The organism is Terribacillus saccharophilus, from assembly GCF_002272745.1.
Classification (GTDB): Bacteria; Bacillota; Bacilli; order Bacillales; family Amphibacillaceae; genus Terribacillus; species Terribacillus saccharophilus_B.
The window spans coordinates 507,488-530,312 of the sequence record NZ_NPBD01000007.1 but is presented as its reverse complement, the minus strand read 5'-3'; the positions used below and the strand labels follow the sequence as shown (position 1 = coordinate 530,312).

The following is a 22,825-nucleotide window of genomic DNA, read 5'->3' as shown; positions in this document are numbered from 1 at the left end:
CACCTATTGTATTTAAGGACTTGTCCTTATCTGTTTGGCTGTTTATTGTCATTTCCTTCATTGGTGCTTCAAAACAGGTGGAATCTAGTTCAAGCTATTGGTCGTCATTCATGACCGATGAGGTTGCAAGGGATTCTTTTTGACCATGCATTGCACTAGGAAGAAAAGGAAGGATGGTAGTGTATAACTAGAATAGAAGATTATAACTATCATTTTTTACCACAATACAGCTTTTTTAAACTTGCTGCGTTTTTTAGCATAACTAATCATACATTTTCGTACTTGAATATTCAACTGTATTTTTAAAGTGGAACGAAGGAATTTTTTTATATAAAAAGACTGGCTTACGCCAGTCTCTGCATCATGAAGGTTTGATGACAAGATTCGATTTCTTTTGCAGGCTGTGCCCGCACAGATGAAGAATAGCTAACTCGTTATAAATCTCTTCGGCTCTTTTCCTGCAGCTTCTCAAGAGTTCTGAAACTGCTCGACTTCCTGCTCGCTCATCTCTTCTCGCCAAATATTGGCACCAAGTGCGACTAGTTTCTCCGTGATACGCTCATAGCCGCGATCAATATGCTCAACGCCGGTAATTTCTGTCACGCCATCCGCCATCAATGCAGCAATGATAAGTGCTGCTCCTGCTCGAAGATCGCTTGCTTTTACCTTAGCTCCTTCGAGTTTGACGGAACCAGTAACGATAGAGGCTCCTCCCTCTACCTTTACTTGAGCATTCATCCGGCGCAGTTCATCAATATGCTTAAAACGTGCCTGATAGATGGTATCCGTAATAACACCAGTACCATACGCCTTGGTCAAAAGAGCCGTAAAAGGCTGCTGCAGATCAGTCGGGAAGCCAGGATAAACCAGTGTCTTCACATCCACACTATTTAATTTCGCTCCAGGTCTTACTATCAGCTGTTCCTCGCCTTCTACAATCTCTACGCCCATCTCCCGCAGCTTCGCCAGTAAGGACTCCAGATGCTGTGGAATGACGTTGTCGATAATTACTTCTTCCCCTTGGGAAGCAGCCAGGATTGTATACGTACCAGCTTCGATTCGATCAGGAATAATTGTATGACGGCATCCATGAAGATAATCAACCCCTTCGATGCGAATCACATCGGTTCCAGCACCTTTTATCTTTGCGCCCATACTCGTCAAAAGCGTGGCTACATCAATGATCTCTGGTTCCTTGGCTGCATTCTCAATCACTGTCTTTCCTTCTGCTCGCACCGCTGCAAGCATGATATTAATCGTTGCCCCAACACTTGGAACGTCCAAATAAATTCTCGCTCCACGCAGCTTATCCGCTCGTAAATAGATGGCACCCTGCTCATTCGTCACTTTTGCTCCTAACGCTTCGAAGCCCTTGATATGCTGATCAATAGGTCGAGGGCCCAGATAACAGCCGCCAGGTAAGCCGATGACCGCCTGCTTGAATCTTCCGAGCATCGCACCCATGAAATAATAGGATGCTCGGAGTTTCTTCACCTTTCCGTTCGGAAGAGGCATGGATGTCATTGCGGAAGGATCAATCGTAATTGTTTGATCGGTTTTAGATACTTTGCCGCCAATTTCTTCAAGCAAATCACTTAGCGTCTCAACATCTGATATCTCGGGCAGCCCTTCTATTGAAACGGAAGATTCAGCCAGTATCGCAGCTGGCAGCAATGCTACTGCGCTGTTTTTCGCTCCACTGATCTTCACTTTTCCTTTAAGAAGGTTTCCGCCCTCTACTAGTATTTTCTGCATAAGGAACTCCTCACATTTAGGATAACAGCAACGTTAGTTTCCTCTATTTTACCATAATTATACTATATACGACTGTTCCAGTCTGCAAGAAATCGTTGGATTCCAGCATCTGTTAAGGGATGCTCCACAAGTTTCCGCAGGACATCAAAAGGAACGGTCGCGATATGCGCTCCCTGCTGAGCAGCTTCTGTTATATGAAGCGGATGCCGGATGGAAGCAGCGATGATTTTCGTCTGGATTTTGTGTCGATCGAAAATCTCCGCAATCTTACCAATCAAGTCCATTCCACTATGCCCGATATCATCTAGTCTTCCGATAAATGGCGAGACATATGTAGCCCCGGCACGCGCCGCAAGCAATGCTTGGTTTATGTTAAATATAAGCGTTACATTAGTCTTGATATTTAACTCGGATAAAACTTTAACAGCCTTTAGCCCTTCCAGAGTCATAGGTACCTTCACGGTAATATTCGGAGCAATCTTAGCAAGCTCCTTACCTTCTTCCACCATTTCATTGGCTTGATCTGAAACAACCTCCGCACTGACAGAGCCAGACACCTCTTCGGCTATCTCCCGGAGCCTATTGTGAAACGATACACCCTCCTTGGCCACCAGTGTAGGATTCGTTGTCACTCCAGACAGCACACCAAGTGCATTAGCTAGCTTGATTTCTTCCAAGTTCACAGTATCCACAAAGAACTTCATTTGTTCCACTCCTTAAGTAATTCCGAAGTAGTTTATGCAGGACTCCCTTATATGGCAAAGGATTGAATGAGTTTAAGGTAAATTTCTTCGGTTTCGGTTTTGTATGCAGGAGATTCTCCTGTAAGCGAAATAACGTCACTATACAGGTTAAGTTACCGATTTTCTCATTCCTAAACCTTATTAGCCTTCTGGGCCGTCCCGTTGAAGAGCCTGAGAACAGAGGGTTTGTCCAGATTTCCGCTTGGTAGGAATATCCACTACGGGGCTCCTTCACTTATTTCTTCGTTTCTGAACGGTCACTTCCGCTTTTCGGTTTTAATAAAAAAAGAAAACTGTCCGCAGGGGGCAGTTTTCTTTTTTGGTTTTACTTACGCTTTGCCTGAGGAGCCGAATTCGCGCATTTTGCCGATTACTGTTTCTTTGATCGCTTCGCGAGCTGGTCCTAGGTATTTACGTGGATCGTATTCATTTGGTTTTTCTGCCAATACTTCGCGAACGCGTTTAGCAGAAGAAATTTGGTTTTCTGTGTTCACGTTGATTTTAGAAGTACCAAGCGTGATTGCTTTTTGGATATCTTTTGTCGGGATACCAGTACCGCCGTGCAATACCAATGGAAGGCTTGTTGTGTTAAAGATCTCTTCCATACGGTCGAAACCAAGGTTTGGTTCGCCTTTGTAAGGGCCGTGTACGGAACCAAGCGCTGGTGCGAAGCAGTCAACGCCAGTTTCTTCCACTAGCTGTTTACATTCAGAAGGAATCGCATACGCTGCGTCTGCATCGTCTACGATAAGATCGTCTTCTTGTCCACCGATGCGGCCAAGTTCTGCTTCAACAGATACGCCGTGGAAGTGCGCAAGTTCTACTACCTTCTTCGTAAGTGCGATGTTTTCTTCCAATGGATGGTGGGAGCCATCGATCATTACGGAAGTGAAACCAGCATGGATCGCTTTCGCACATGTTTCGAAACTTGAACCGTGGTCAAGGTGAATTGCTACTGGGACAGTGATGTTATAGTCTTCTAAAAGACCTTTAACCATCAATACAACTGTCTTGAAGCCACCCATATATTTCGCTGCCCCTTCGGATACACCAAGGATGACAGGAGAGCTTTCTTCCTGTGCTGCTTGCAGGATTGCTTGTGTGAATTCAAGGTTGTTGATGTTAAACTGTCCTACAGCATAGTGATTGTCTTTTGCTACATCTAGCATTTCTTTCATTGATACTAAAGGCATAACAAAAATCCTCCTTCAAATTTGCACGACGGTCGGCAACTATCTATGTGAAGTCGTGTATTTATCGCTTCCATACATAAGAATACCAACTCACCCGTCATGGTGCAACATTTCCCGCACTTTTATACCTGATTCGACCCCTCGTTTACTGCTTGATTCACCATTTTTCGCACATTAAGTATGTCAAAAGGCTTAGCAAGCACACAAATTAGAAAGTCATAATTCTGCAGGAAAGTTTCTGCTTCCTCCGCCAATCCGCTCATCATGATTGTCGGAATAGACAAACCCTGTTCCTTCAGCCTATCTAGTACCGCTGGTCCATCGAGCACCGGCAGCTTATAATCGATTAGCAGTAAATCCGGCTTCTGTCTTTTTATTTGATCAAGAGCTTTTGCTCCTGTGCCGACGGAAATCACTTCATGTCCTTCTTCCCGGATGACTTCCTCCAGCAAAATTCTGATACCTGGCTGGTCATCCACGATCAACACGTGCTTACTCATCCGCATATCCCCCTAGAAAACGAAGCAAGCAACAGCTTACTTCGACATAATGTTCACTGCTGTGACCCAATTACACCTTTTTCTAGTAAAAAGCTCCAAATTCCTGCTTCTCCACTCAAAAATATTGTATACGGTCGTACAATCAGCTTTCTTTATGCTGTAAAGATGCTCCGACAAAACCATGGAACAAGGCGTGCGGGCGGTTTGGACGGCTCTTGAACTCTGGATGGTATTGAGAAGCAACGAACCAAGGATGATCCTTGATTTCGACCGTTTCAATCAGGCGACCATCAGGGCTTGTACCAGAGAAGACAAGGCCTTTTTCTTCCATCTGGGCACGGTATTGGTTATTGAACTCGAAGCGGTGGCGGTGACGCTCATAGATCACATCTTCATTGCCATAAGCTTCTTTTGTTTTCGTACCATCCTGCAGACGGCAAGGATATACGCCTAAACGCAATGTACCGCCAAGATCGGAAATATCCTTCTGTTCAGGTAGCAAGTCGATAACTGGATGCGGAGTAAGCGGATCGATCTCACTGGAATGTGCACCTTCAAGATGCAAAACATTACGTGCGAATTCGACAGTTGCCAGCTGCATACCTAAGCAGATACCAAGGAATGGAATTTTTCTTGTACGGGCATAGTGAATTGCTTCGATCTTACCTTGGATACCGCGATCACCGAAGCCTCCCGGTACAAGAATACCATCTGCATTGCCAAGCAATTCCTCTGCATTATCAGTTGTTACATCCTCAGAATTGATCCATTTCACTTCGATATCTGTGTCATAAGGGTAGCCTGCATGCTTCAAAGATTCCACAACGGAAATGTACGCATCCTGCAGTTCCACATATTTACCTACTAATGCAATGCGAACAGTTTTCTTAAGATTTGTTACATGCGCTGCCATCGCGGACCATTCTGTCATATCAGCTGGCGGACACTCCAATTTGAAATGATCGCAAACAAACTGATCCAGGTTTTGGCGCTGTAATGCTAGCGGTACATCGTAAAGTGTATCGGCATCAATACATTCAACAACTGCATTGACTTCCAAATCGCAAGACGATGCGATTTTTTCTTTCATATCCTGATTGATAGGCATTTCAGAACGAAGAACAATTGCATCCGGCTGGATACCAAGTGAGCGAAGTTCTTTTACGCTATGCTGTGTAGGTTTTGTTTTTAATTCTCCAGCTGCCTTGATGAAAGGTACAAGTGTACAATGCAGATACATTACATTGTCACGTCCGATATCGGATTTGATTTGACGTATCGCTTCCAAGAACGGCAAGGATTCAATATCTCCTACAGTTCCGCCGATTTCCGTGATGACAACATCTGCGTTCGTTTGTTTTCCGGCACGGAATACTTTGTCTTTGATTTCATTTGTGATGTGCGGGATAACCTGGACAGTACCTCCAAGATAATCTCCACGACGTTCTTTTTTCAATACAGTGGAATAAATTTTACCTGTTGTTACGTTGGAATATTTATTCAAATCGATGTCGATGAAACGTTCATAGTGACCAAGGTCCAAATCCGTTTCTGCTCCATCTTCTGTAACGAAGACTTCTCCGTGCTGATATGGACTCATTGTACCTGGGTCCACATTGATATATGGATCAAATTTCTGAATCGTCACCTGCAAGCCTCTATTTTTCAACAAACGGCCTAGTGATGCCGCTGTGATGCCTTTCCCTAGAGAAGATACAACTCCTCCTGTAACAAAGATATACTTTGTCAATGTAATCCCTCATTTCTAGCATTTATTTATAGAATACCCATGTCCTTAAAAAAGTTTGATAAAAAATAAAAAGCGTTCCCTTTGTTAAGGGAACGCGTCTTCGGACAATTAAAGAGCCCACATAAAATAATACTGATTCTACAGTGTAAAGTCAATAACATTCAGCGATAATAATTCGCTTAGCGGTCTTCCTCATCGTCATCTTCTTCACCAGTAATATGCATGTCTTCTCCGACGATTTCACGAGTTTCTTCGTCCGTGTCCTCGCTTTGATAATCACCTTCGTAATCATCTTCCGCTACTTCATCGTCAGCTAGATCGTCATCTTCCTCTTCATCGCCGTAATCTTCGTCAAAGCCTTCTTCGTCCAATGTGAAGTCTTCTTCAAGATCCTCATCTTCTTCCGCCACTCGTTTTTTCCTTTTCTTCGTAGGTTCAACTGTAACGTCTTCGTCAAATTGATCCACTGTATACCAGCTTTTCAATCCCCAAAGATTGGATCCTCCTGTCATGAAACGACCATCTACGTTCAAGTCCGTATAGAACTGAAGCAAGTATTCTTCGCGCTGATTGGAGCTCAATTTTTTGATGTCAGCTACTTTATTGAATAACTCTTTATAATCGGTTGCTTTGTTTTCTTCCTCAAGAATCAGATTCGTCAATTCCACGAGGGAAAAGTCAGCAAGCTCTTCTTTGCTGTATTCTTTCAAACCCACTGTCACAGCACTCCCTTTATCAATAAGTTGGTTATGTTCACGTCTACCGTTTTAGAACCATACCTTACATTATATTGCCAGGCCTATCAAAATGCAATATTTCTTCAGATCAGCGGTGTTTTTTAACTTGTTTGACGTGTTTTGATAGCTGTTTGAACTGTTTTTTCTGTTCCAGCTGTGATTTTGCAGATGTCTTTCTATCAAGATACTGAAGCTCCCGCTGCAGCTTAAAATAGCTGTGAAGCCGCTCTTCCTCCAGCTCACCGGCCTGCACCGCCTCTAGAACTCGGCATCCAGGTTCATTATTGTGCGTGCAATCACGGAAACGACATGTTTCTCCCAATTGTTCAATATCAGTAAAAGCTGCTGACACACCAGTGTGCTGCTGATCCCATAGCTGCAGTTCGCGCATGCCAGGGGTATCGATAATCATGCCGCCGCCTGGCAGCTGTACGAGCTCACGATGCGTTGTCGTATGTTTACCTTTGCCATCATCTTCACGAATTCCCCCTGCCAGTTGTACATCTTTTCCATATAACATGTTAACGAGGGTAGATTTACCTGCTCCTGAAGAACCTAGGAAGGCCGCGGTTACACCGGGAGCGAGCTGCCTGCTGATCGTGTCAATTCCTCTTCTATCGACTGCGCTCGTAATATGGATAGTCACACCTGGAGCTATTGCTTCCACTTCACTATATTTCTCCTCCAAGTTATCACACAGGTCCCCTTTGCTTAAAATGATGACCGGTGATGCACCACTGTCATAAGCTGCCAATAGATAGCGTTCCAATCTCCGAAGATTATAATCCTGATTTAACGCCATCACCAAATACACGTAATCTACATTCACTGCGACAATCTGTTCCTTTGTCACCGCTCCTGCCTCTTTGCGAGAAAACTTACTTTTTCGCGGCAGTAAAGCGTGTATTGTCGCTTTCCCTTCTTCATGCCGTGCATCGACTAGTACCCAATCTCCGACTGCTGGAAAATCTCCAGTTTGCCGAAACTTACCTGATGGTGTCGCAAGCATCTCTCCTCGGTCATCCAGCACTCTGTACATATGTTTATGCTCCAGCACGATACGAGCAGGCGTCCAAGCCTTATCATATGCTTGCTTTGCTGTTTCCAATTGGTCATTCCATCCTAATAAATTCAATGCTTCGTTCATATTTTCCTCCTAGTGGTAGCTTTTTTAGCCATAATAAAAAGGACTGTTTGCACAGCCCTCCCACTAGAAGTTTAAATAGCAGAAATAATCTGCTACTCCAGACGAGCAGAAGGGATGTGCGTAGTGACGGACGGCTTTTTCATCATCGTGTATGTCAACATAATCATCATCCCTTTCTGCGTCCGGCTTTACCGTTCGCTTTGATTTGTTTATATGATACATGATATTGGCTATATTTGTAAAGCCTATTATTACTTTAGGAAAGGAGGTCAGTATATGTATGTCTTTTTCCTCCTGCTGGCTCTCCTGTTCCTCATAATAGTGCTTGTATGGGTGGACTTGTCGCTTGGCAGGAAGTACAGCAAAAGAAATGCAGTCAATCAGCTGGTCGGTCATAAGCATGCCTTTGTTTCCATGTTCGATGATGGAGTCAACTTCTATGACGCGTTGATCCGTGACATAAAAGCTGCACAGATGTCAGTGGATATCCAGTTCTTTCTTGTAAAATGGGACGAACCTACACAGCAATTGACAGAATTACTGCAAAAACGAGCACAGGAAGGAATCAAAATCCGCTTCCTGCTGGACAGAATCGGCGGCTACCGCTTACCCCGAAAAGAACGAAGGCGTCTGCGCCAATCGGGAGTGATGCTCCGATTTGCTAATATTCCGCGCTTTCCTTATTTCCTGTATAACCTGAACTTCCGCAACCACCGGAAAGTGACCATCATTGATCAGCGCAGTGTCTATATCGGAGGATTCAATATCGGAAAAGAATACTTGAGCAAGGAGCCACGTTTTGGTTATTGGCGTGATTGCGTCGTCAAGCTTGAAGGCGAGGCAGTATACACATTTGTACAACTATTTGCCGCTGATTGGGGGAATCCATTTCACGTATTACCGAAACAATCTCCAGCACATGATGGTGCGCAGATAGAAGTTGTTATTACAGAGTCAGATGGCTACGAAGATTGGCTGCTGCACCAAATACATCATGCGAGGGAATACCTTTATATCGGCACACCTTACTGTGCTCCGACCAGACGTGTCGAGGCTGCCCTCAAACGAGCTTCAGAAAGAGGTGTGGATGTCAGGCTGATGCTTCCGTCCAAAGTGGATCATTATGTAGTCAATCAAGTGTCTTTCCACTTTGCCCGGCGTCTGCTGCAGCACGGCGTACGAATCAACTTGTATCAGAATGGCTTTTATCATGCGAAAATCCTGCTTAGTGACGGATTATGGTGTGCTGTCGGTTCTGCCAATCTGGATGGACGGAGTCTGCTAATTAATAAGGAGCTTACTGTGACTATCAGGGAGAACGACCTCTTTTATGCCCAGCTGCTCGCTCTTTGGAAAAAAGATGAACAATCAAGCATTGCAGCTTCAGTTAAGACTATCCAAAAACGCCCATGGATTGCTAAGGTGACCGGAATCCTTTTTAGGCCATTGCGGAATTACCTATAGAAAAAGCCCGCCAACATTGCTGTTGACGGGCTTTTGTATTTTTACATTTTTTCTGGTGCTTCAACACTGATGAGACGCAGTGCATTTTTAATTGTGATACGAACAGACTTCATCAACGCGATCCGCGCTTTGGTTAGCTCTTCGTTATCTGGATTCAATACTTTCTCCGCATTATAGAAGCTGTGGAGTGCAGAAGCCAGGTCAAAGCTATATTGTGTGATGCGGTGCGGCATGCGTTTTTCAGCCGCGTCTGCAACTACTTGAGGGAATTCTCCAAGACGTTTTAGAAGATCCAATTCTTTCTCAGCAGTCAGAAGACTCGCATCATAAGAACCTTCTGCCTGGAATCCTTTTTCAGCAGCCTGCGCGAGCATCGTGCTAATCCGGGCATATGCGTACTGCACATAGAAAACAGGGTTTTCGTTTGATTGTGATTTCGCCAAATCCATGTCGAAATCAAGGTGAGAGTCACTGGAACGCATAACGAAGAAGTAACGCATCGCATCGATACCGACCTCTTCCATTAATTCACGCAGTGTAACTGCTTTTCCAGTACGTTTACTCATTTTCACCTTTTCGCCATTTTCGAACAGGTTGACCATCTGGATAATCGTAACTTCCAGTGTATCGGCGTCATAGCCTAGTGCTTGAATAGCAGCACGCATACGTGGGATATAGCCATGGTGATCGGCTCCCCACACGTTGATCAGCTTGGAGAATCCGCGGTCCAGTTTTGTTTTATGATAGGCGATATCCGGAGTCAGATACGTGTAGCTGCCATCTTGTTTGATAAGTACACGGTCTTTATCATCACCGAACTCTGTCGAACGGAACCAAACTGCTCCATCTTCTTCAAAGACATAGTCAGTTTTACGAAGTGTGGCTAGTGCCGTATCGATTTTTCCGTCTTGATACAAGGAAGTCTCTGAATACCACACGTCAAATGGAACACGGAAATCAGCAAGATCCTTCTCCAGCTTTTTCAGTTCATATGCCAATCCATATTGGCGGAAGAAAGCAAGGCGTTCCTCTTCCGGCTTCGCTGCATAGCTGTCCCCATACTCTTCGGCAAGCTGTTTCCCGATACCAATGATATCCTTACCATGATAGCCATCCTCTGGCATCTCGGCTGCTTGTCCAAGCGCTTGCAGATAACGCGCCTCCACACTGCGTGCAAGGTTGTTGATCTGGTTACCAGCATCATTGATATAATATTCGCGTCCAACTTCATAGCCTGCTGCATCGAGGATGTTGCAAAGAGAATCCCCTACTGCTGCACCACGGGCATGTCCAAGGTGCAAGTCACCGGTCGGGTTCGCCGAAACGAACTCAACTTGAACTTTCTCCCCTTTACCTGCGTCCGTGCGGCCAAAATTATCTCCTGCTTCTAAAATAGTGGATACTAGTTCACCGAGGTAGCTGTTACGCATGAAAAAGTTGATGAATCCTGGTCCAGCAATTTCAATCTTTTCTACAGGTGCCTGATCATAATCGAAGTTATTCTGCAAATCCTCTGCAATAGCACGAGGTGCTTTTTTTGCAACACGAGCAAGCTGCATCGCAATATTCGTTGCATAATCGCCATGCGCTTTATCTTTCGGCTGCTCTAAAATGATAGCAGGAATTGTTTCTTTATCAGCTAAGCCAGCCTTTAAAACAGCATCCTGGATCGCCGTTTTTAATTTTTGTTCTGTTTGTTGTACGATATTCATCCGTTACTCTCCTCCTGCACACGCAACGTCAGTGCATGTCTTCTAGACTGCACCTGATTTAAAGTTACTGTATAGCTTATCGTAAGTTCCGCCGGGCTGTCAGCTACCAGCGGCGAGAACGTCATCGCGTGTGTGCTTGTTTCCATATGCATTGTACCATAAGGATGGCGGTATACGTTCTCTGTCGGCTGATTCTTTATGAAAACTTGCTTCATATCAAATCCGCCTGAGCGTTTGATACTTACCTTATCATCCGTGATGGTAATCAACGTCTTCGTTTCTCCGACTTCTTCGGATTCCTCGGTGAAATTAACGACTGTCAATCCCCCATTTACGGAATAGGTACCAGCTGCTCGTAAGGTTGTGTACTCGGTATCATCTTCCTCCGTTATTGCCGTATTCATCTCGATCCATACCGGAATTTTTGTCTGGCGCATGCACCTTTCCCCTTCAGTAAGAAAAACGCTCCCCACGGAAGCGTCTCTCCATTTTTATTTCAATAAGTCCTGTACGAATTTCGGCAGGACAAAAGCAGCTTTGTGCAGTTCTGGTGTATAGTATTTCGTTTCGATTGGCTGGAGCTGTTCTTCCTTCACTTCTTTCGGATGATGCACCTTGCTGCCCAACGTGAACGTCCATAGACCACTAGGATAAGTAGGGATATTCGCCGTGTATAGCTCTGTTACCGGGAAGATCTCCTTCACATCTTTGTACACTTGTGAAATCAAGTCAGCTTTGAACCACGGATTGTCTGTCTGAGCAACGAACAAACCATCGTCTTTGAGCGCTTTTGCAATCCCAGCATAGAAACCTTTCGTGAATAAGTTAGATGCGGGTCCTACTGGTTCTGTCGAATCGACCATAATGACATCATAAGCGTTCTCACTTTCAGCTATATGCATGAAACCGTCACCGACGCGCACATCTGCACGAGGATCATCCATTTTACCTGCGATGGAAGGCAAGAACTTCTTGGAATACTCGATAACTTTGCCGTCGATATCAACAAGTGTCGCTTTTTTCACTTTGTCATGCTTGAGTACTTCACGGATAACACCGCCGTCTCCTCCGCCTACAATCAGCACGTTCTCAGGATTCGGGTGCGTGAACAATGGCACATGCGCTACCATCTCATGATAAACGAACTCATCACGCTCTGTAGTCATAACCATGCCGTCCAATGTCAGCATATTACCCCATTCTTCGGTCTCGAGCATGTCCAATTTCTGAAAATCAGTCTGCTCACTATGCAGTGAACGCTTCACTTTTGCTGTGATACCAAAGCTATCTGTCTGTTTTTCTGTATACCAAAGTTCCATTAGCTGTCAAAACTCCTCTATGTGTAGAATCCTATATCATCTCGCAACTAGTGTTGGTCATTTTTATAGCTTTAAACAATCAAATTATAGAGAAAATCCGAAAAAAAGCAACCCTTTCCGACGTTTATTATCCTACTGGATGTCGATACTGTTTTTGACACCATGAAGGAAGCAGGCGATTGATTTGATTCGGATTCCGATAGCCAATTGGCAGAAGTGGCTCAGGCCAAAAAGGCTGGCAGCCGTCATTCTCGGAAGCGTGATAACTGCCATCGGCGGACTGCTCCTCATCTGTTATCTGATGGGGCCTCCTCCGATGACAAATAAATGGAGTACAACATTCTATGCGAATGACAGCACAATCCTCGGTGAACAGTACGGCAACACACAAAAACGCTGGATAACCTTGGATGAAGTCTCTCCTCACTTGATCCATGCAACTATTCTGGCAGAAGACAAGAACTTCTACAAACATCATGGCTTTGCCTGGAAACGCATATTCGCTGCCGCCCTGCAGGACATCAAGGCTGGGGCCAAGGTTGAAGGAGCCAGTACCATTACCCAGCAATATGCTAAGAATCTTTACTTAACGAATGATAAGACGTGGACCCGAAAATTCAAGGAAGCCATATACAGTATCCGCTTAGAGATGTTTTATTCGAAGGATGAAATATTGGAAGGATATCTAAATACGATTTATTACGGGCATGGGATGTATGGTATCCAAGCAGCGAGCGATTATTATATGGATAAAGATCCTGGCAGTTTAACAGCTGCTGAAGCTGCACTGCTTGCCGGTATACCAAAAGGTCCATCCTACTACTCTCCTTTTCAAAATAAAGAGCTTGCCGATGAAAGGCAGGAATATATTTATGGACTGCTGCAGAATGAAGGCTACATCACTGAACCCGAATCGCTTCCAGCTGTATCGCTCTCAACAGAGCAGGAACGGGAAACAGTCAGACGTGCCGGTTATTTCCAAGATTATATTACAGACGAACTAGCCGATGTTCTGGAGATGGACGAGGATCAAGCTGCAACAGCTGGGTATCACGTCTATACAACGATGGATTCTGATCAGCAGCTTAAATTAGAGACGCAAATAGCAGATACGATTCCGGCTGATACAGAACTGCAGACAGGAGCGATTGCTATAGATCCAGATACCGGTGCAATCACAGCTATGGTCGGCGGAACTGATTACAAAGCGAGTACGTATAACAGAGCTACTACTTCTAAACGTATGCCAGGCTCCGCATTTAAGCCTTTTGTTTATTACACAGCCCTAAAAAACGGTTTTACACCGATGACACAGTTAAGAAGCGAAGAGACGACCTTTGAACTGCCGGATGGCGGAGAATATGCACCTGGTAATTTTCATGGCTATTATGCAAATGATGAAATCACAATGGTAGAAGCTATCGCGATGTCGGATAATATTTACGCAGTGAAAACGAATTTAATGATTGGTGCAGAAAAGATCGCTGCAGATGCCAAGAAGCTCGGTATCACAAGTGAATTACAGGCAGTTCCTTCCCTCGCTCTTGGAACTTCACCGGTGTCTGTCGAAGAGATGGGTGTTGCCTACAGCCGGATAGCAAATGGCGGTAAACAGGTTGAAAGCTATACAATCGAAAAAATCGTCGATCGCAACGGTAAGACTATCTATTCTCATAAACCGCAAAAAGACAAAAGCAAGCTGGATAAAAAAAGACTTTTCGTGCTCACTGATCTGATGACAGGTATGTTCGATGACTCGCTCAGCAGCTATATGCGTGTCACAGGTGCCTCAATCAAGGATCAGCTAAGCCGGCCATATGCAGGCAAATCCGGAACAACAACAACTGATAGCTGGATGGTAGGATTCAGTCCTGACCTGGTAACAGCCGTTTGGACTGGCTATGATAATAACCGCTCCATGGAGAAAGTAAAGGAGCTTGCATACAGCAAGGAAATTTGGGCCGGATTTATGGAAGCGGCGCATCAGGGCGAACCAATTAAAGCTTTCCGGCCTCCTGCTGGCGTGCGAGGTATGTTTGTCGATCCTGATTCCGGCTTTCTTTCCACGTCATATTGCGAAAAGCGCCGATTCACTTATTTTGTACGGGGTACAGAACCTAAGCTATACTGCCGACCCGATTTAGATGAGTACCCTCTCCAACCAGATCAGGAAGAACCGATGAATAGACGCAAACGCTGGTTTGATTGGCTGTTTTAATAGAGAAAGCCGCTGTTTCCTTTTTGGAGGCAGCGGCTTTCTCTATTATTGCAGTTGATTTTCCAGATCCTTTGGCGATCTGCTCCAGAATTCTGGTTTATATTCCTTAAGGAAATCCAGCAGCAATCCCTTCGATAGTTCATCCATATGCTCGAGCACGTACTTGCCTTTCATGGACAGCTCCATATGCTTCACATGCTCCGGCATCGATTTGTAGGCGATACGATTCGGCCGATCGACAAGAATTTCGCTGGCAGCAGCTCCAAAGTAATATGGGCCATCGCCGCCATTTTGCACTGTCACCCAGACAATCCAATACAGCTTCCCGTCTTGTACCTTTTCCTTCTCATGCTGGAAACGCACACGTCTTTCCACTTGACTGCGGGCATGCATCGCCGCCATATCCACATATGCCGTTTTCTCATTTGGATCAACGATGACTGGGCTCATATTCTCCAGGCTGATTGATCCTACACCATATCCGCCATGCCCGTCTGTAGAGTCATCCTTCATGATCGTGAAAGCATTATTCTTCTTCTTTTCCACGTATACCGCTCCCTCGACTTTTGCTTCTATAGTAGCATGTGTCGGATTATTACTTCAATTCAATTGTTTATCATGGAAACGGAAAGCATCGGATGAGACGACAGTTGAAGCAGAAGCTTCGGTTAGAAATGTATTTGATTTCTTTTCTTTCTTTGAAAGATTAACCCCTAATCTCCTTAACTCAACCTCCTTCAATCCGTCTACCATCAGTTGAATACAGCCGATCAATAGAAGGTATGCCAGTAAGATACTGATTGTATAAAAGCCCTGTCCCGTCATTAGCATATAGCGGAGAAAGGAAATCTGAGAAGACCATTCACTAGTGGCTGGAGCACCAGAGAAACCCTCTTCCCCTGGCACCGTACCGCCGAAATATAACTGAAACACACCTAAATGGATGAACAGGACTATTACTTGAAGTGTTTGCTGGCCGAAAAGGATGTAACACCTAATTTTGATTTGCGGCCACACGTGTTTTCTTAAAAGCTGCGAGCGGCTCGCTCCAAGGACAACTCCGCTTGTTACGTATGCACTCGATAAGGAATGATGTATTTCTTTTCCTAACAGAATGGTAGTTAACGGCAATACTAATAGAAATAGAATCACTATTTGCCAGATTATCTTCTCTGGAAATGACAGTAATGAGTCCGGAGAAATAATTGGCGTCAAAAGCATTATCGCTAACAAAGATTGCGGCACATAATGTAATCCATCCACCAGTTTGTCAAGGAACTTTCGAATCCTTGCTGGCATTAGCAGGACGTAGGGAATGGCAAGCAAGAACCCACCTACAATCCTCAATGCCGTGACTAACAAAGCGAATCCGATTGTATATTTTGCACCTGCTAACAGCACATCATCCAAATGCCTGCCCAGTCGATCAGTCCCCAGCCAATAATCTTCTCCTGGTCCAAACGGCGCTTTCTGTATCATATTACCCGCATCATCATATTGATATTGATCTACATTGATAATCGGATTCGCTGCTAGCGTATAAATACAGCTCCCGATAAATAGCAATGCAATCAAGATAAAACCTAGCATAAACTTTTGATTTCTATAAATCTTTTGATTATTTGAAGCCCTATCAAATATTATGTGCCTTCCTTTGTCCCTTGATCCAAAGAGCGGCGCCGCCTTCCAAGCAGGTGCGGAGGAGACTCGTGACTTTTCCCCGAAGATCATTTCTGCAGTGGAATAGATGAGATAGAATGGCACAAAGAATGCTGCTAGGATAAAGAAAAAAATGATACTCTGTCCTGGCTGCAGCAGCAACTCTTTCAAAATACTTGTAATACCATATAGATTCATCAAATATTCAATCGCAGGCAGTGCTGAGAGCGTAGCCCAAGTAATGACTTTTGTATGTAAGAAAGCAGATGGCAGGATATTCGGTAAGACATGACGGAATAGAATAGCCTCTCTTCCCATCCCCTTGCTTTTTGCTAATAGTACATAGTCCTTTTGCTGTTCCTCTTCCAGCATAGACAGTACGATACGGTAGAAGGTCACAAAAGGCAGAATCGCTAATATCAGAATCGGTAGAACATAGATTTCTTCTTGTCCTACAGAGCTGAAACGGAATAATAAAAATCCGAATTGTTTATAGAAGAAAACAACAAATAGTTGGATACCGAAAGCTAAAATGACATCCGGGATGGATTCAAGTAAATAACCCAGCCGCTTAAATGGGAAAACAACTTTGTTTGGCAGCAGACAAGAAACGACTGCAAACAGCAACCCTCCAATAAATCCAGTCAACAATGCTCCAATTAGGATTGTCATTGAATAAGACATCGCAGGAGCAAGATAATCGAATAATGGATATATCCGTCCATACCCTTGGTCATATACCCAACGGGAAGGGTCCAGTATTTGCTCAGCTAATACAGCAACCGCACTGAAATATCCTGATGAATCTGGCATAAATATTGATGGGACACAGCTTATCAGGACAAGTCCAACCAAACCAACAAACAGATAACCTACAAAAGAGACAGCTCGCATTCTTCCCACTCTTCTTCCCTATTACAATTTTTATTACCTCTTCAATCTTCCATTATATTATAATATTCTGTTAATTATATACAAAAATGTAAGATTACTAAACAAGAATGTTCAAACTGATTAAGGACCAACCAACTTCACAGCTGATTATGACAAGTTCGAATCGGGAAAAGTACTTTACGCAGAAAAGTTTGAAAGGAAGATTCTATGTATTTTTGGCTTAGTTTAATTTTCGCAGCAGGTTTCGCACTTATCCATTACTTCTCTAAGTACATGAGTTTTCTGAAGGAAACACCACGGAGTAAATTCCTATCTGTTTCTGCGGGAATAGCTGCGGCTTATGTGTTCGTACATCTTCTCCCTGAGTTAAATTCTTATCAGGAACAATTGGAGACCGAACTAGGAGATAGTGTTTGGCGCTATGCAGAACACCATATTTATATTGTTGCTCTAATAGGTTTGGTACTTTTCTATGGGTTGGAAAGAATGGTGACAGTCTCTAAACGGACAGATAGACTTAAAAATCCTGAAGCGGCGGGTTCCGGTGTTTTCTGGCTGCATATCAGCTCTTTCTTTCTATATAACGCTATTATCGGCTACCTGCTGGTACGGGAAGAATATGAGTCTCCCCTCGGGATGCTATTCTATTTTCTCGCTTTAGGTGTCCACTTCATTACCAATGACCGGAGTCTGCGGAGTGACCACAAACATATCTATGATAAGTACGGAAGATTACTTCTTACAGGCGCCATTCTTTTGGGCTGGTTCATTGGCGTTTTAACCGAATTGAACGAGGTAGCAATCTCGATACTCAATGCCTTCATTGCAGGCGGTATCGTATTGAATGTACTGAAAGAAGAGCTTCCTGAGGAAAAGGAAAGCAGTATCGGAAGCTTCCTGCTTGGTGCAGCCGGCTATACCATATTGTTATTACTAGTGTAAGAAAAAGAGCGAAGGATCACGTGGATCCTTCGCTCTTTTCAAACTTGCTGTTTTTTCAATGAACTGATGAATTCCCAAGCTTGGGTCATCTCTTCATCGGTATAATTTTGTTTCTTTTTCACTGTCCGTACTTTATCTTCTACTTCTTCTTGCGGTAGTTCTTCAAAGTACAGCATAGTGGAAACCAGCTCCAGGAAACGAGAGCTTTTTTCTTTCAGCAGGCGGATAGCTTCCTGGTAATCCGGGAATTGATTATCATAATGTGTGAGAAACTGTTGGCCTTCCTCCGTAATTGTATAACGGTATTGGAAATAGCTGCTTTTATCCTCTTTTGTCTCTTTGATCAAACCGAGGTTGCTCAGTTCATCCACACGCAGGGATAGTTCCTCCGAATAGGGACCGAATAGATGGAATTCATATTTTTCACCGAACGGAATACCATTTTTCTTCAGTATGTAAATCATCTTTTGCAGTTTCTTTCTTCCTACCACTTCTTCCACGGAAGAAAAGAATTGCAGGAGATTTGCGTGGTTGGCTAGCATAGCTGCTCCTCCTTATTGGAATAAAATATCATAGATCCGTTGCTTCTGTTGACTGTCATCCGGCAGGGCTTCCAGAATGTCCTGAGGGAAATACAATTTATGGTCTGTTCGTTTTTTACCCGAAATCGCTTCGACAATATCCGATTGGCGGGATAATTCCTTAAGTTTTCCATTTGGTAATTGTAAATGGATCGGCAAACGCTCTTCTTCCTCGCCTGGACGATAGAAGTCATAAGGCAAATCTGATGAAGAATCATCAATCAGATAATATTCCGGATCGATTCCGACTTCACTGAAGAGCCGGGACAGCTCGACCATCTCTTTTACATGCAGAAGCGGATTGAACTCGATATACTTGAAAAGTCTGCGATTCAGGAATCTTTCACACAAGTCCCTTAGTATATCATCATCTTCTTCAAGCCAAGCCTGGAAATAGAAGGATGTTACGTTTTCATCAAGCCGTATATAATCTTCCAAGGTGACATTTTCATCAAACAAGGAGATAAAGTGCTGCGGTCGCAGCTTGAATGTATAATCACTTTTGTAAAGTGCTTTTGCACGATGCAGAATTTTCGTCAGTATTACTTCCGCACTGCGTGTTACCGGGTGGAAATATACTTGCCAATACATTTGGTAGCGGCTCATGATATAATCCTCTACTGCATGCATGCCGGATTCTTTAATAACGACTTGATCCTCACGGGGCCGCATTACCCGAAGTATACGTTCCATATCAAAATGGCCGTAGCTTACACCCGTGAAATAGGCATCACGCTGCAAATAGTCCATCCTGTCTGCGTCGATTTGGCTTGAGATGATACTGACGATTAATTTATCGCCATATGTCTTATTGATAACCTCAGCTACTTTCTTCGGAAAACTTGCACTCACTTTCCGCAGCACATGATTGACTCCAGTATTCCCTAGGATAATCTTTCGGGTGAATTCCTCATGATCCAAGCCGAAAACCTTTTCGAAGGAATGAGAATACGGTCCATGACCAAGATCGTGGAGCAAAGCAGCGCAGAGCAGAAGCAGCCGCTGTTCCTTTTTCCAGTTCTTGCGGTTCTCGAAGTTGTTCACGATCCGTCTGACAATCTCATAAACCCCTAAGGAATGATTGAACCGGCTGTGTTCGGCTCCATGAAACGTCATATAAGAGGTTCCAAGCTGCTTAATCCTGCGAAGCCGCTGGAATTCAGGCGTTGCTATCAGATCCCATATCACCCTGTCACGGACATGTACATAGCGATGCACAGGATCTTTGAAAACTTTTTCTTCATCTAGTTTTTCGTCTCGATACGCCATTTCCTCTGCCTCACTTTATGTCATTCTGTCTCGTATTTTTTTGTCCAATAGAATTAGTGTATAAAATATCGGGTCCCCCGTAAACAACTAAAAGTAATTTTTACTCGTTTCTTGTCTACCCTATTTTTTGCTATACTATGTATTGGCGTTTTAATGCCATTCAGCTGAAAAGGAGCGCGTTCTACGTGTTACATACATTATTAAAAGCACCTGAATTCCGCATTATCGATCATTCCGGTGAAGACGGTCCGGAACAGGCGATGGCTTCCTTTGCGATAGATGATGCCTTAGCCATTTCCGTCGGAGAAAATCTAGCTCCGCCAACTGCAAGACTTTGGGTTCATGACCGCACGATTATGCTCGGCATACCTGATTCTCGTCTTCCTTATATAAAAGAAGGAATATCTTATTTACAGGAAAAAGGCTATAAAGCTGTCGTCCGAAACTCTGGCGGACTAGCTGTGCTGCTGGATAAAGGGGTTGTCAATCTATCCTTCATTTTCCCGGATGCCAAGCACATCGGAATCCATGACGGTTATCAAGCGATGGTTTCTTTCATCCAATATATCTTCCAGGATCTTACTGATAAAATTGAAGCTTTTGAGGTAGTCGGTTCTTATTGTCCTGGAACCTATGACTTGAGCATAGACGGCCGGAAATTTGCAGGTATCTCCCAGCGCAGAGTAAAAGACGGTTCTGCTGTTCAAATTTACTTGTGTGTAGATGGAAGCGGCGCGTCACGTGCCGAAATTGTTCAAGGATTTTATCAAAGAGCTAAAAAAGATGCGGAAACTCGCTTCACCTTCCCTGCTGTAGTGCCGGAAACGATGGCATCACTGGAAGAATTGCTCCAGGTTCCCCTTACTAGCGAACAAGTTTGTAAGCGGATTGTTGATGGACTAGCCTCTATCACAGCTATTAATCCTTCCTCTGAGATGACAGTTCAAGAAGTCCAACTGCAGCAAGAACGGATGAAGCTGATGCGCAGCCGTAATGAGAATTTCTAATAAAAAACCGCTGACCGATTATCGGTTCAGCGGTTTTCTTCTTTTTCCAAGAAGGTTAATGCCTGTTTAACTGATGCATAAAACGTGATGTTTTGATCACTGAAATCTGCCTGGCGCACACTTTCCATAGCCATCTTTGGGTGGAAGCCAGTGACTATGAGACGGGTACCCATCATATCCAGCAGCTGATGCAGGCGCAGCACACCATTATGAACACCGCTATGAAAGCGGCTGATTCCTTGCAAATCAAGAAGGAAATTCCTCTCTCCTGACTTCTGAACATGTTCACCTACACGTTCCAATATTTGATTCAGTCTGCGATCATCGACATCACCAATCAATGGTAAAATCGATGTCGTATCCGTAATTGGAACGATAGGCGTGGATAAGCGGGTTACTTCCTCTAAGTAATGGGAAACAAGCTCTTCATTCCGCTTCCGCTGTGTCACGTCTTTCTGGACACCGACAAAGAAATTCTTCTGCTCACTTTCCAGATAAATTGGATAGATCTCCAGCTCATTCCAGAACATTTCACCGTTTTTGCGGTAGTTTTTCAACTCTACCACGACAGTCTTTTCATCACGTATCGCATCCCGGACGGCTGCAACATCTTCTTTTCTCGTATCTTCACCTTGAAGAAAACGGCAATTATGGCCGATAATTTCTTCAGAAGGATAACCGGTAAGTTCTTCGAAACCTTTGTTTGTATAAATAATCGGATTATCAGGAAGTGAGGGGTCTGTGATTACCACTCCTGCACCTACGTAATCGATGGCGTACTTCACAAACTGCTCTGTTACTTCGGATGAATAGCGGATATCATTGCCCAACAAATACTCACTCCTTTTACATCTAAGACAAGGTTATTCTACTATACTTGGACTGTAATAACAAAACAAACAAAAATAGACGCCTTTCTTTAAGAAAGGCGTCTCCCCTATATGCTTATTCTACGGACTGAGCAGCAGTGATAAGTGTAAGCTTGTACACATCATCTGCATTACAGCCGCGGGAAAGATCGTTTACTGGTGCGTTCAGACCTTGCAGGATCGGACCTACAGCATCGAAGTTACCTAGACGCTGGGCAATTTTGTACCCAATGTTACCTGCTTCGAGGCTAGGGAATACAAATACATTTGCATCACCTTTCAATACAGCATCCGGTGCTTTTTTCGCAGCAACAGATGGTACGAAAGCCGCATCGAATTGGAATTCGCCATCTACAACAAGGTTAGGATTTTTCTCTTTCGCAATCGCTAGCGCATCCGATACTTTTTCAGTTTCCGGAGATTTAGCAGATCCTTTAGTCGAGAAGCTAAGCAATGCTACTTTTGGATCGATACCGAACATAGCTGCTGTTTCAGCACTTGCTACAGCAATTTCCGCAAGATCCTGGCTGTCAGGTGCGATGTTGATAGCACAGTCACCGAAAACATAGCGCTCATTTTCTCTTACCATTACGAATGCACCGGAAGTCTTTTTAATTCCAGGCTTCGTTTTAATGATTTGAAGTGCTGGACGTACTGTATCAGCAGTAGAGTGTGCAGCTCCGCTCACAAGCCCGTCAGCTTCGCCTGTATAAACAAGCATTGTACCGAAGTAATTTTCATCTTTTAGTAATTTCTTTGCATCTTCTTCTGTCGCTTTGCCTTTGCGGCGTTCCACGAACGCTGCAACTAGCTCATCGAATTTCTCATACGTATCTGGGTCAAGAATTGCTGCACCGTGCAAGTCGATAGATAATTCTTTTGCCTTTTGTTCCACTTGCTCTTTATTGCCGATCAAAACCGGTGCAATAATCCCCTCTTCTGCAAGCTTTGCTGCTGCTTCCAAAATACGTTCGTCCAAGCCTTCCGGCAAGACGATCTTTTTATTTTGGCCTGTTACTTTTTCCCGCAATGTTTGAAATAAATCACTCATCCTAAAACCCTCCTA

21 protein-coding genes are annotated in these 22,825 nt (G+C 44.0%); 4 read left to right on the top strand and 17 right to left on the bottom strand.

Translation table 11 applies throughout. The features are described 5' to 3' along the window. Window positions 1–468 precede the first annotated feature (468 nt). From CHH58_RS09810 to rsgA, 7 genes are all read right to left on the bottom strand, one after another. Entirely contained in the window at window positions 469–1,755 is a 1,287-nt protein-coding gene (locus CHH58_RS09810; RefSeq protein ID WP_095262441.1) for a UDP-N-acetylglucosamine 1-carboxyvinyltransferase, read from the bottom strand. Window positions 1,756–1,817: 62 nt separating this feature from the next. Then, entirely contained in the window at window positions 1,818–2,459 is a 642-nt protein-coding gene (fsa, locus tag CHH58_RS09805; RefSeq protein WP_095232265.1) for a fructose-6-phosphate aldolase, read from the bottom strand. Window positions 2,460–2,827: 368 nt separating this feature from the next. Then, window positions 2,828–3,691 (bottom strand): class II fructose-bisphosphate aldolase, encoded by an 864-nt coding sequence (locus CHH58_RS09800; RefSeq protein WP_095219315.1) that lies wholly within the window; start codon window positions 3,689–3,691, stop codon window positions 2,828–2,830. A 122-nt stretch (window positions 3,692–3,813) separates the two neighbouring features. Continuing rightward, window positions 3,814–4,191, bottom strand: a complete 378-nt coding sequence (locus tag CHH58_RS09795) for a response regulator (protein WP_170937582.1) — start codon at window positions 4,189–4,191, stop codon at window positions 3,814–3,816. 142 nt (window positions 4,192–4,333) lie between these two features. Then, a complete protein-coding gene (locus tag CHH58_RS09790; RefSeq protein ID WP_095228034.1) occupies window positions 4,334–5,941 on the bottom strand; it encodes a CTP synthase in 1,608 nt (535 codons plus the stop codon). Window positions 5,942–6,120: 179 nt separating this feature from the next. Next, window positions 6,121–6,657: a DNA-directed RNA polymerase subunit delta gene (gene rpoE, locus CHH58_RS09785; protein ID WP_095262440.1), complete on the bottom strand. Its 537-nt coding sequence runs from the start codon at window positions 6,655–6,657 to the stop codon at window positions 6,121–6,123. A 109-nt stretch (window positions 6,658–6,766) separates the two neighbouring features. Next, the gene (gene rsgA / locus CHH58_RS09780; RefSeq protein ID WP_095228031.1) at window positions 6,767–7,825 is read right to left on the bottom strand and encodes a ribosome small subunit-dependent GTPase A; all 1,059 of its coding nucleotides are present in this window, start codon (window positions 7,823–7,825) and stop codon (window positions 6,767–6,769) included. Window positions 7,826–8,101: 276 nt separating this feature from the next. Here rsgA and CHH58_RS09775 point away from each other — a divergent pair, with 276 nt between their 5' ends. Continuing rightward, window positions 8,102–9,289, top strand: a complete 1,188-nt coding sequence (locus CHH58_RS09775; protein WP_170937581.1) for a phospholipase D-like domain-containing protein — start codon at window positions 8,102–8,104, stop codon at window positions 9,287–9,289. A 41-nt stretch (window positions 9,290–9,330) separates the two neighbouring features. Here CHH58_RS09775 and argS read toward each other — a convergent pair whose 3' ends face one another. The 4 genes from argS to CHH58_RS18410 form a co-directional block, all read right to left on the bottom strand. Next, window positions 9,331–11,001 (bottom strand): arginine--tRNA ligase, encoded by a 1,671-nt coding sequence (argS, locus tag CHH58_RS09770; RefSeq protein ID WP_095228027.1) that lies wholly within the window; start codon window positions 10,999–11,001, stop codon window positions 9,331–9,333. Then, window positions 10,998–11,438 (bottom strand): DUF1934 domain-containing protein, encoded by a 441-nt coding sequence (locus CHH58_RS09765; RefSeq protein ID WP_095232261.1) that lies wholly within the window; start codon window positions 11,436–11,438, stop codon window positions 10,998–11,000. The genes argS and CHH58_RS09765 overlap by 4 nt, the downstream gene beginning before the upstream one ends. Before the next feature lie 54 nt (window positions 11,439–11,492). After that, window positions 11,493–12,320, bottom strand: a complete 828-nt coding sequence (gene speE / locus CHH58_RS09760) for a polyamine aminopropyltransferase (RefSeq protein ID WP_095262439.1) — start codon at window positions 12,318–12,320, stop codon at window positions 11,493–11,495. A gap of 132 nt (window positions 12,321–12,452) precedes the next feature. Beyond that, window positions 12,453–12,593 carry a hypothetical protein gene (locus CHH58_RS18410; RefSeq protein ID WP_170937580.1) on the bottom strand — a complete coding sequence of 47 codons (141 nt, stop codon included), beginning with the start codon at window positions 12,591–12,593 and terminating at the stop codon, window positions 12,453–12,455. Between the two features lie 43 nt (window positions 12,594–12,636). Here CHH58_RS18410 and CHH58_RS09755 point away from each other — a divergent pair, with 43 nt between their 5' ends. Continuing rightward, window positions 12,637–14,538: a transglycosylase domain-containing protein gene (locus CHH58_RS09755; RefSeq protein ID WP_170937579.1), complete on the top strand. Its 1,902-nt coding sequence runs from the start codon at window positions 12,637–12,639 to the stop codon at window positions 14,536–14,538. 45 nt (window positions 14,539–14,583) lie between these two features. Here the strand turns inward: CHH58_RS09755 and CHH58_RS09750 are convergent, their stop codons facing one another. Then, window positions 14,584–15,084, bottom strand: coding sequence for a YwhD family protein (locus CHH58_RS09750; protein ID WP_095262438.1), 501 nt, complete (start codon window positions 15,082–15,084; stop codon window positions 14,584–14,586). 54 nt (window positions 15,085–15,138) lie between these two features. After that, on the bottom strand, window positions 15,139–17,091 hold the full coding sequence (locus CHH58_RS09745) for an ABC transporter permease subunit (protein ID WP_095262437.1): 1,953 nt from the start codon (window positions 17,089–17,091) through the stop codon (window positions 15,139–15,141). A 207-nt stretch (window positions 17,092–17,298) separates the two neighbouring features. Here CHH58_RS09745 and CHH58_RS09740 point away from each other — a divergent pair, with 207 nt between their 5' ends. Next, window positions 17,299–18,033, top strand: coding sequence for a hypothetical protein (locus CHH58_RS09740; protein ID WP_095260370.1), 735 nt, complete (start codon window positions 17,299–17,301; stop codon window positions 18,031–18,033). Window positions 18,034–18,071: 38 nt separating this feature from the next. On the opposite strand, the gene CHH58_RS09735 is transcribed toward CHH58_RS09740, so the two are convergent. After that, entirely contained in the window at window positions 18,072–18,575 is a 504-nt protein-coding gene (locus tag CHH58_RS09735; protein WP_095260369.1) for a YwgA family protein, read from the bottom strand. Between the two features lie 12 nt (window positions 18,576–18,587). Beyond that, window positions 18,588–19,883: an HD domain-containing protein gene (locus CHH58_RS09730; RefSeq protein ID WP_095232256.1), complete on the bottom strand. Its 1,296-nt coding sequence runs from the start codon at window positions 19,881–19,883 to the stop codon at window positions 18,588–18,590. 185 nt (window positions 19,884–20,068) lie between these two features. Here CHH58_RS09730 and CHH58_RS09725 point away from each other — a divergent pair, with 185 nt between their 5' ends. Then, a complete protein-coding gene (locus CHH58_RS09725; RefSeq protein WP_249275088.1) occupies window positions 20,069–20,890 on the top strand; it encodes a lipoate--protein ligase family protein in 822 nt (273 codons plus the stop codon). A 26-nt stretch (window positions 20,891–20,916) separates the two neighbouring features. Here CHH58_RS09725 and CHH58_RS09720 read toward each other — a convergent pair whose 3' ends face one another. Then, the gene (locus CHH58_RS09720) at window positions 20,917–21,720 is read right to left on the bottom strand and encodes a PAS domain-containing protein (protein WP_095262436.1); all 804 of its coding nucleotides are present in this window, start codon (window positions 21,718–21,720) and stop codon (window positions 20,917–20,919) included. Between the two features lie 115 nt (window positions 21,721–21,835). After that, the gene (gene pta / locus CHH58_RS09715; RefSeq protein ID WP_095228005.1) at window positions 21,836–22,810 is read right to left on the bottom strand and encodes a phosphate acetyltransferase; all 975 of its coding nucleotides are present in this window, start codon (window positions 22,808–22,810) and stop codon (window positions 21,836–21,838) included. Between the last annotated feature and the right edge of the window lie 15 nt (window positions 22,811–22,825).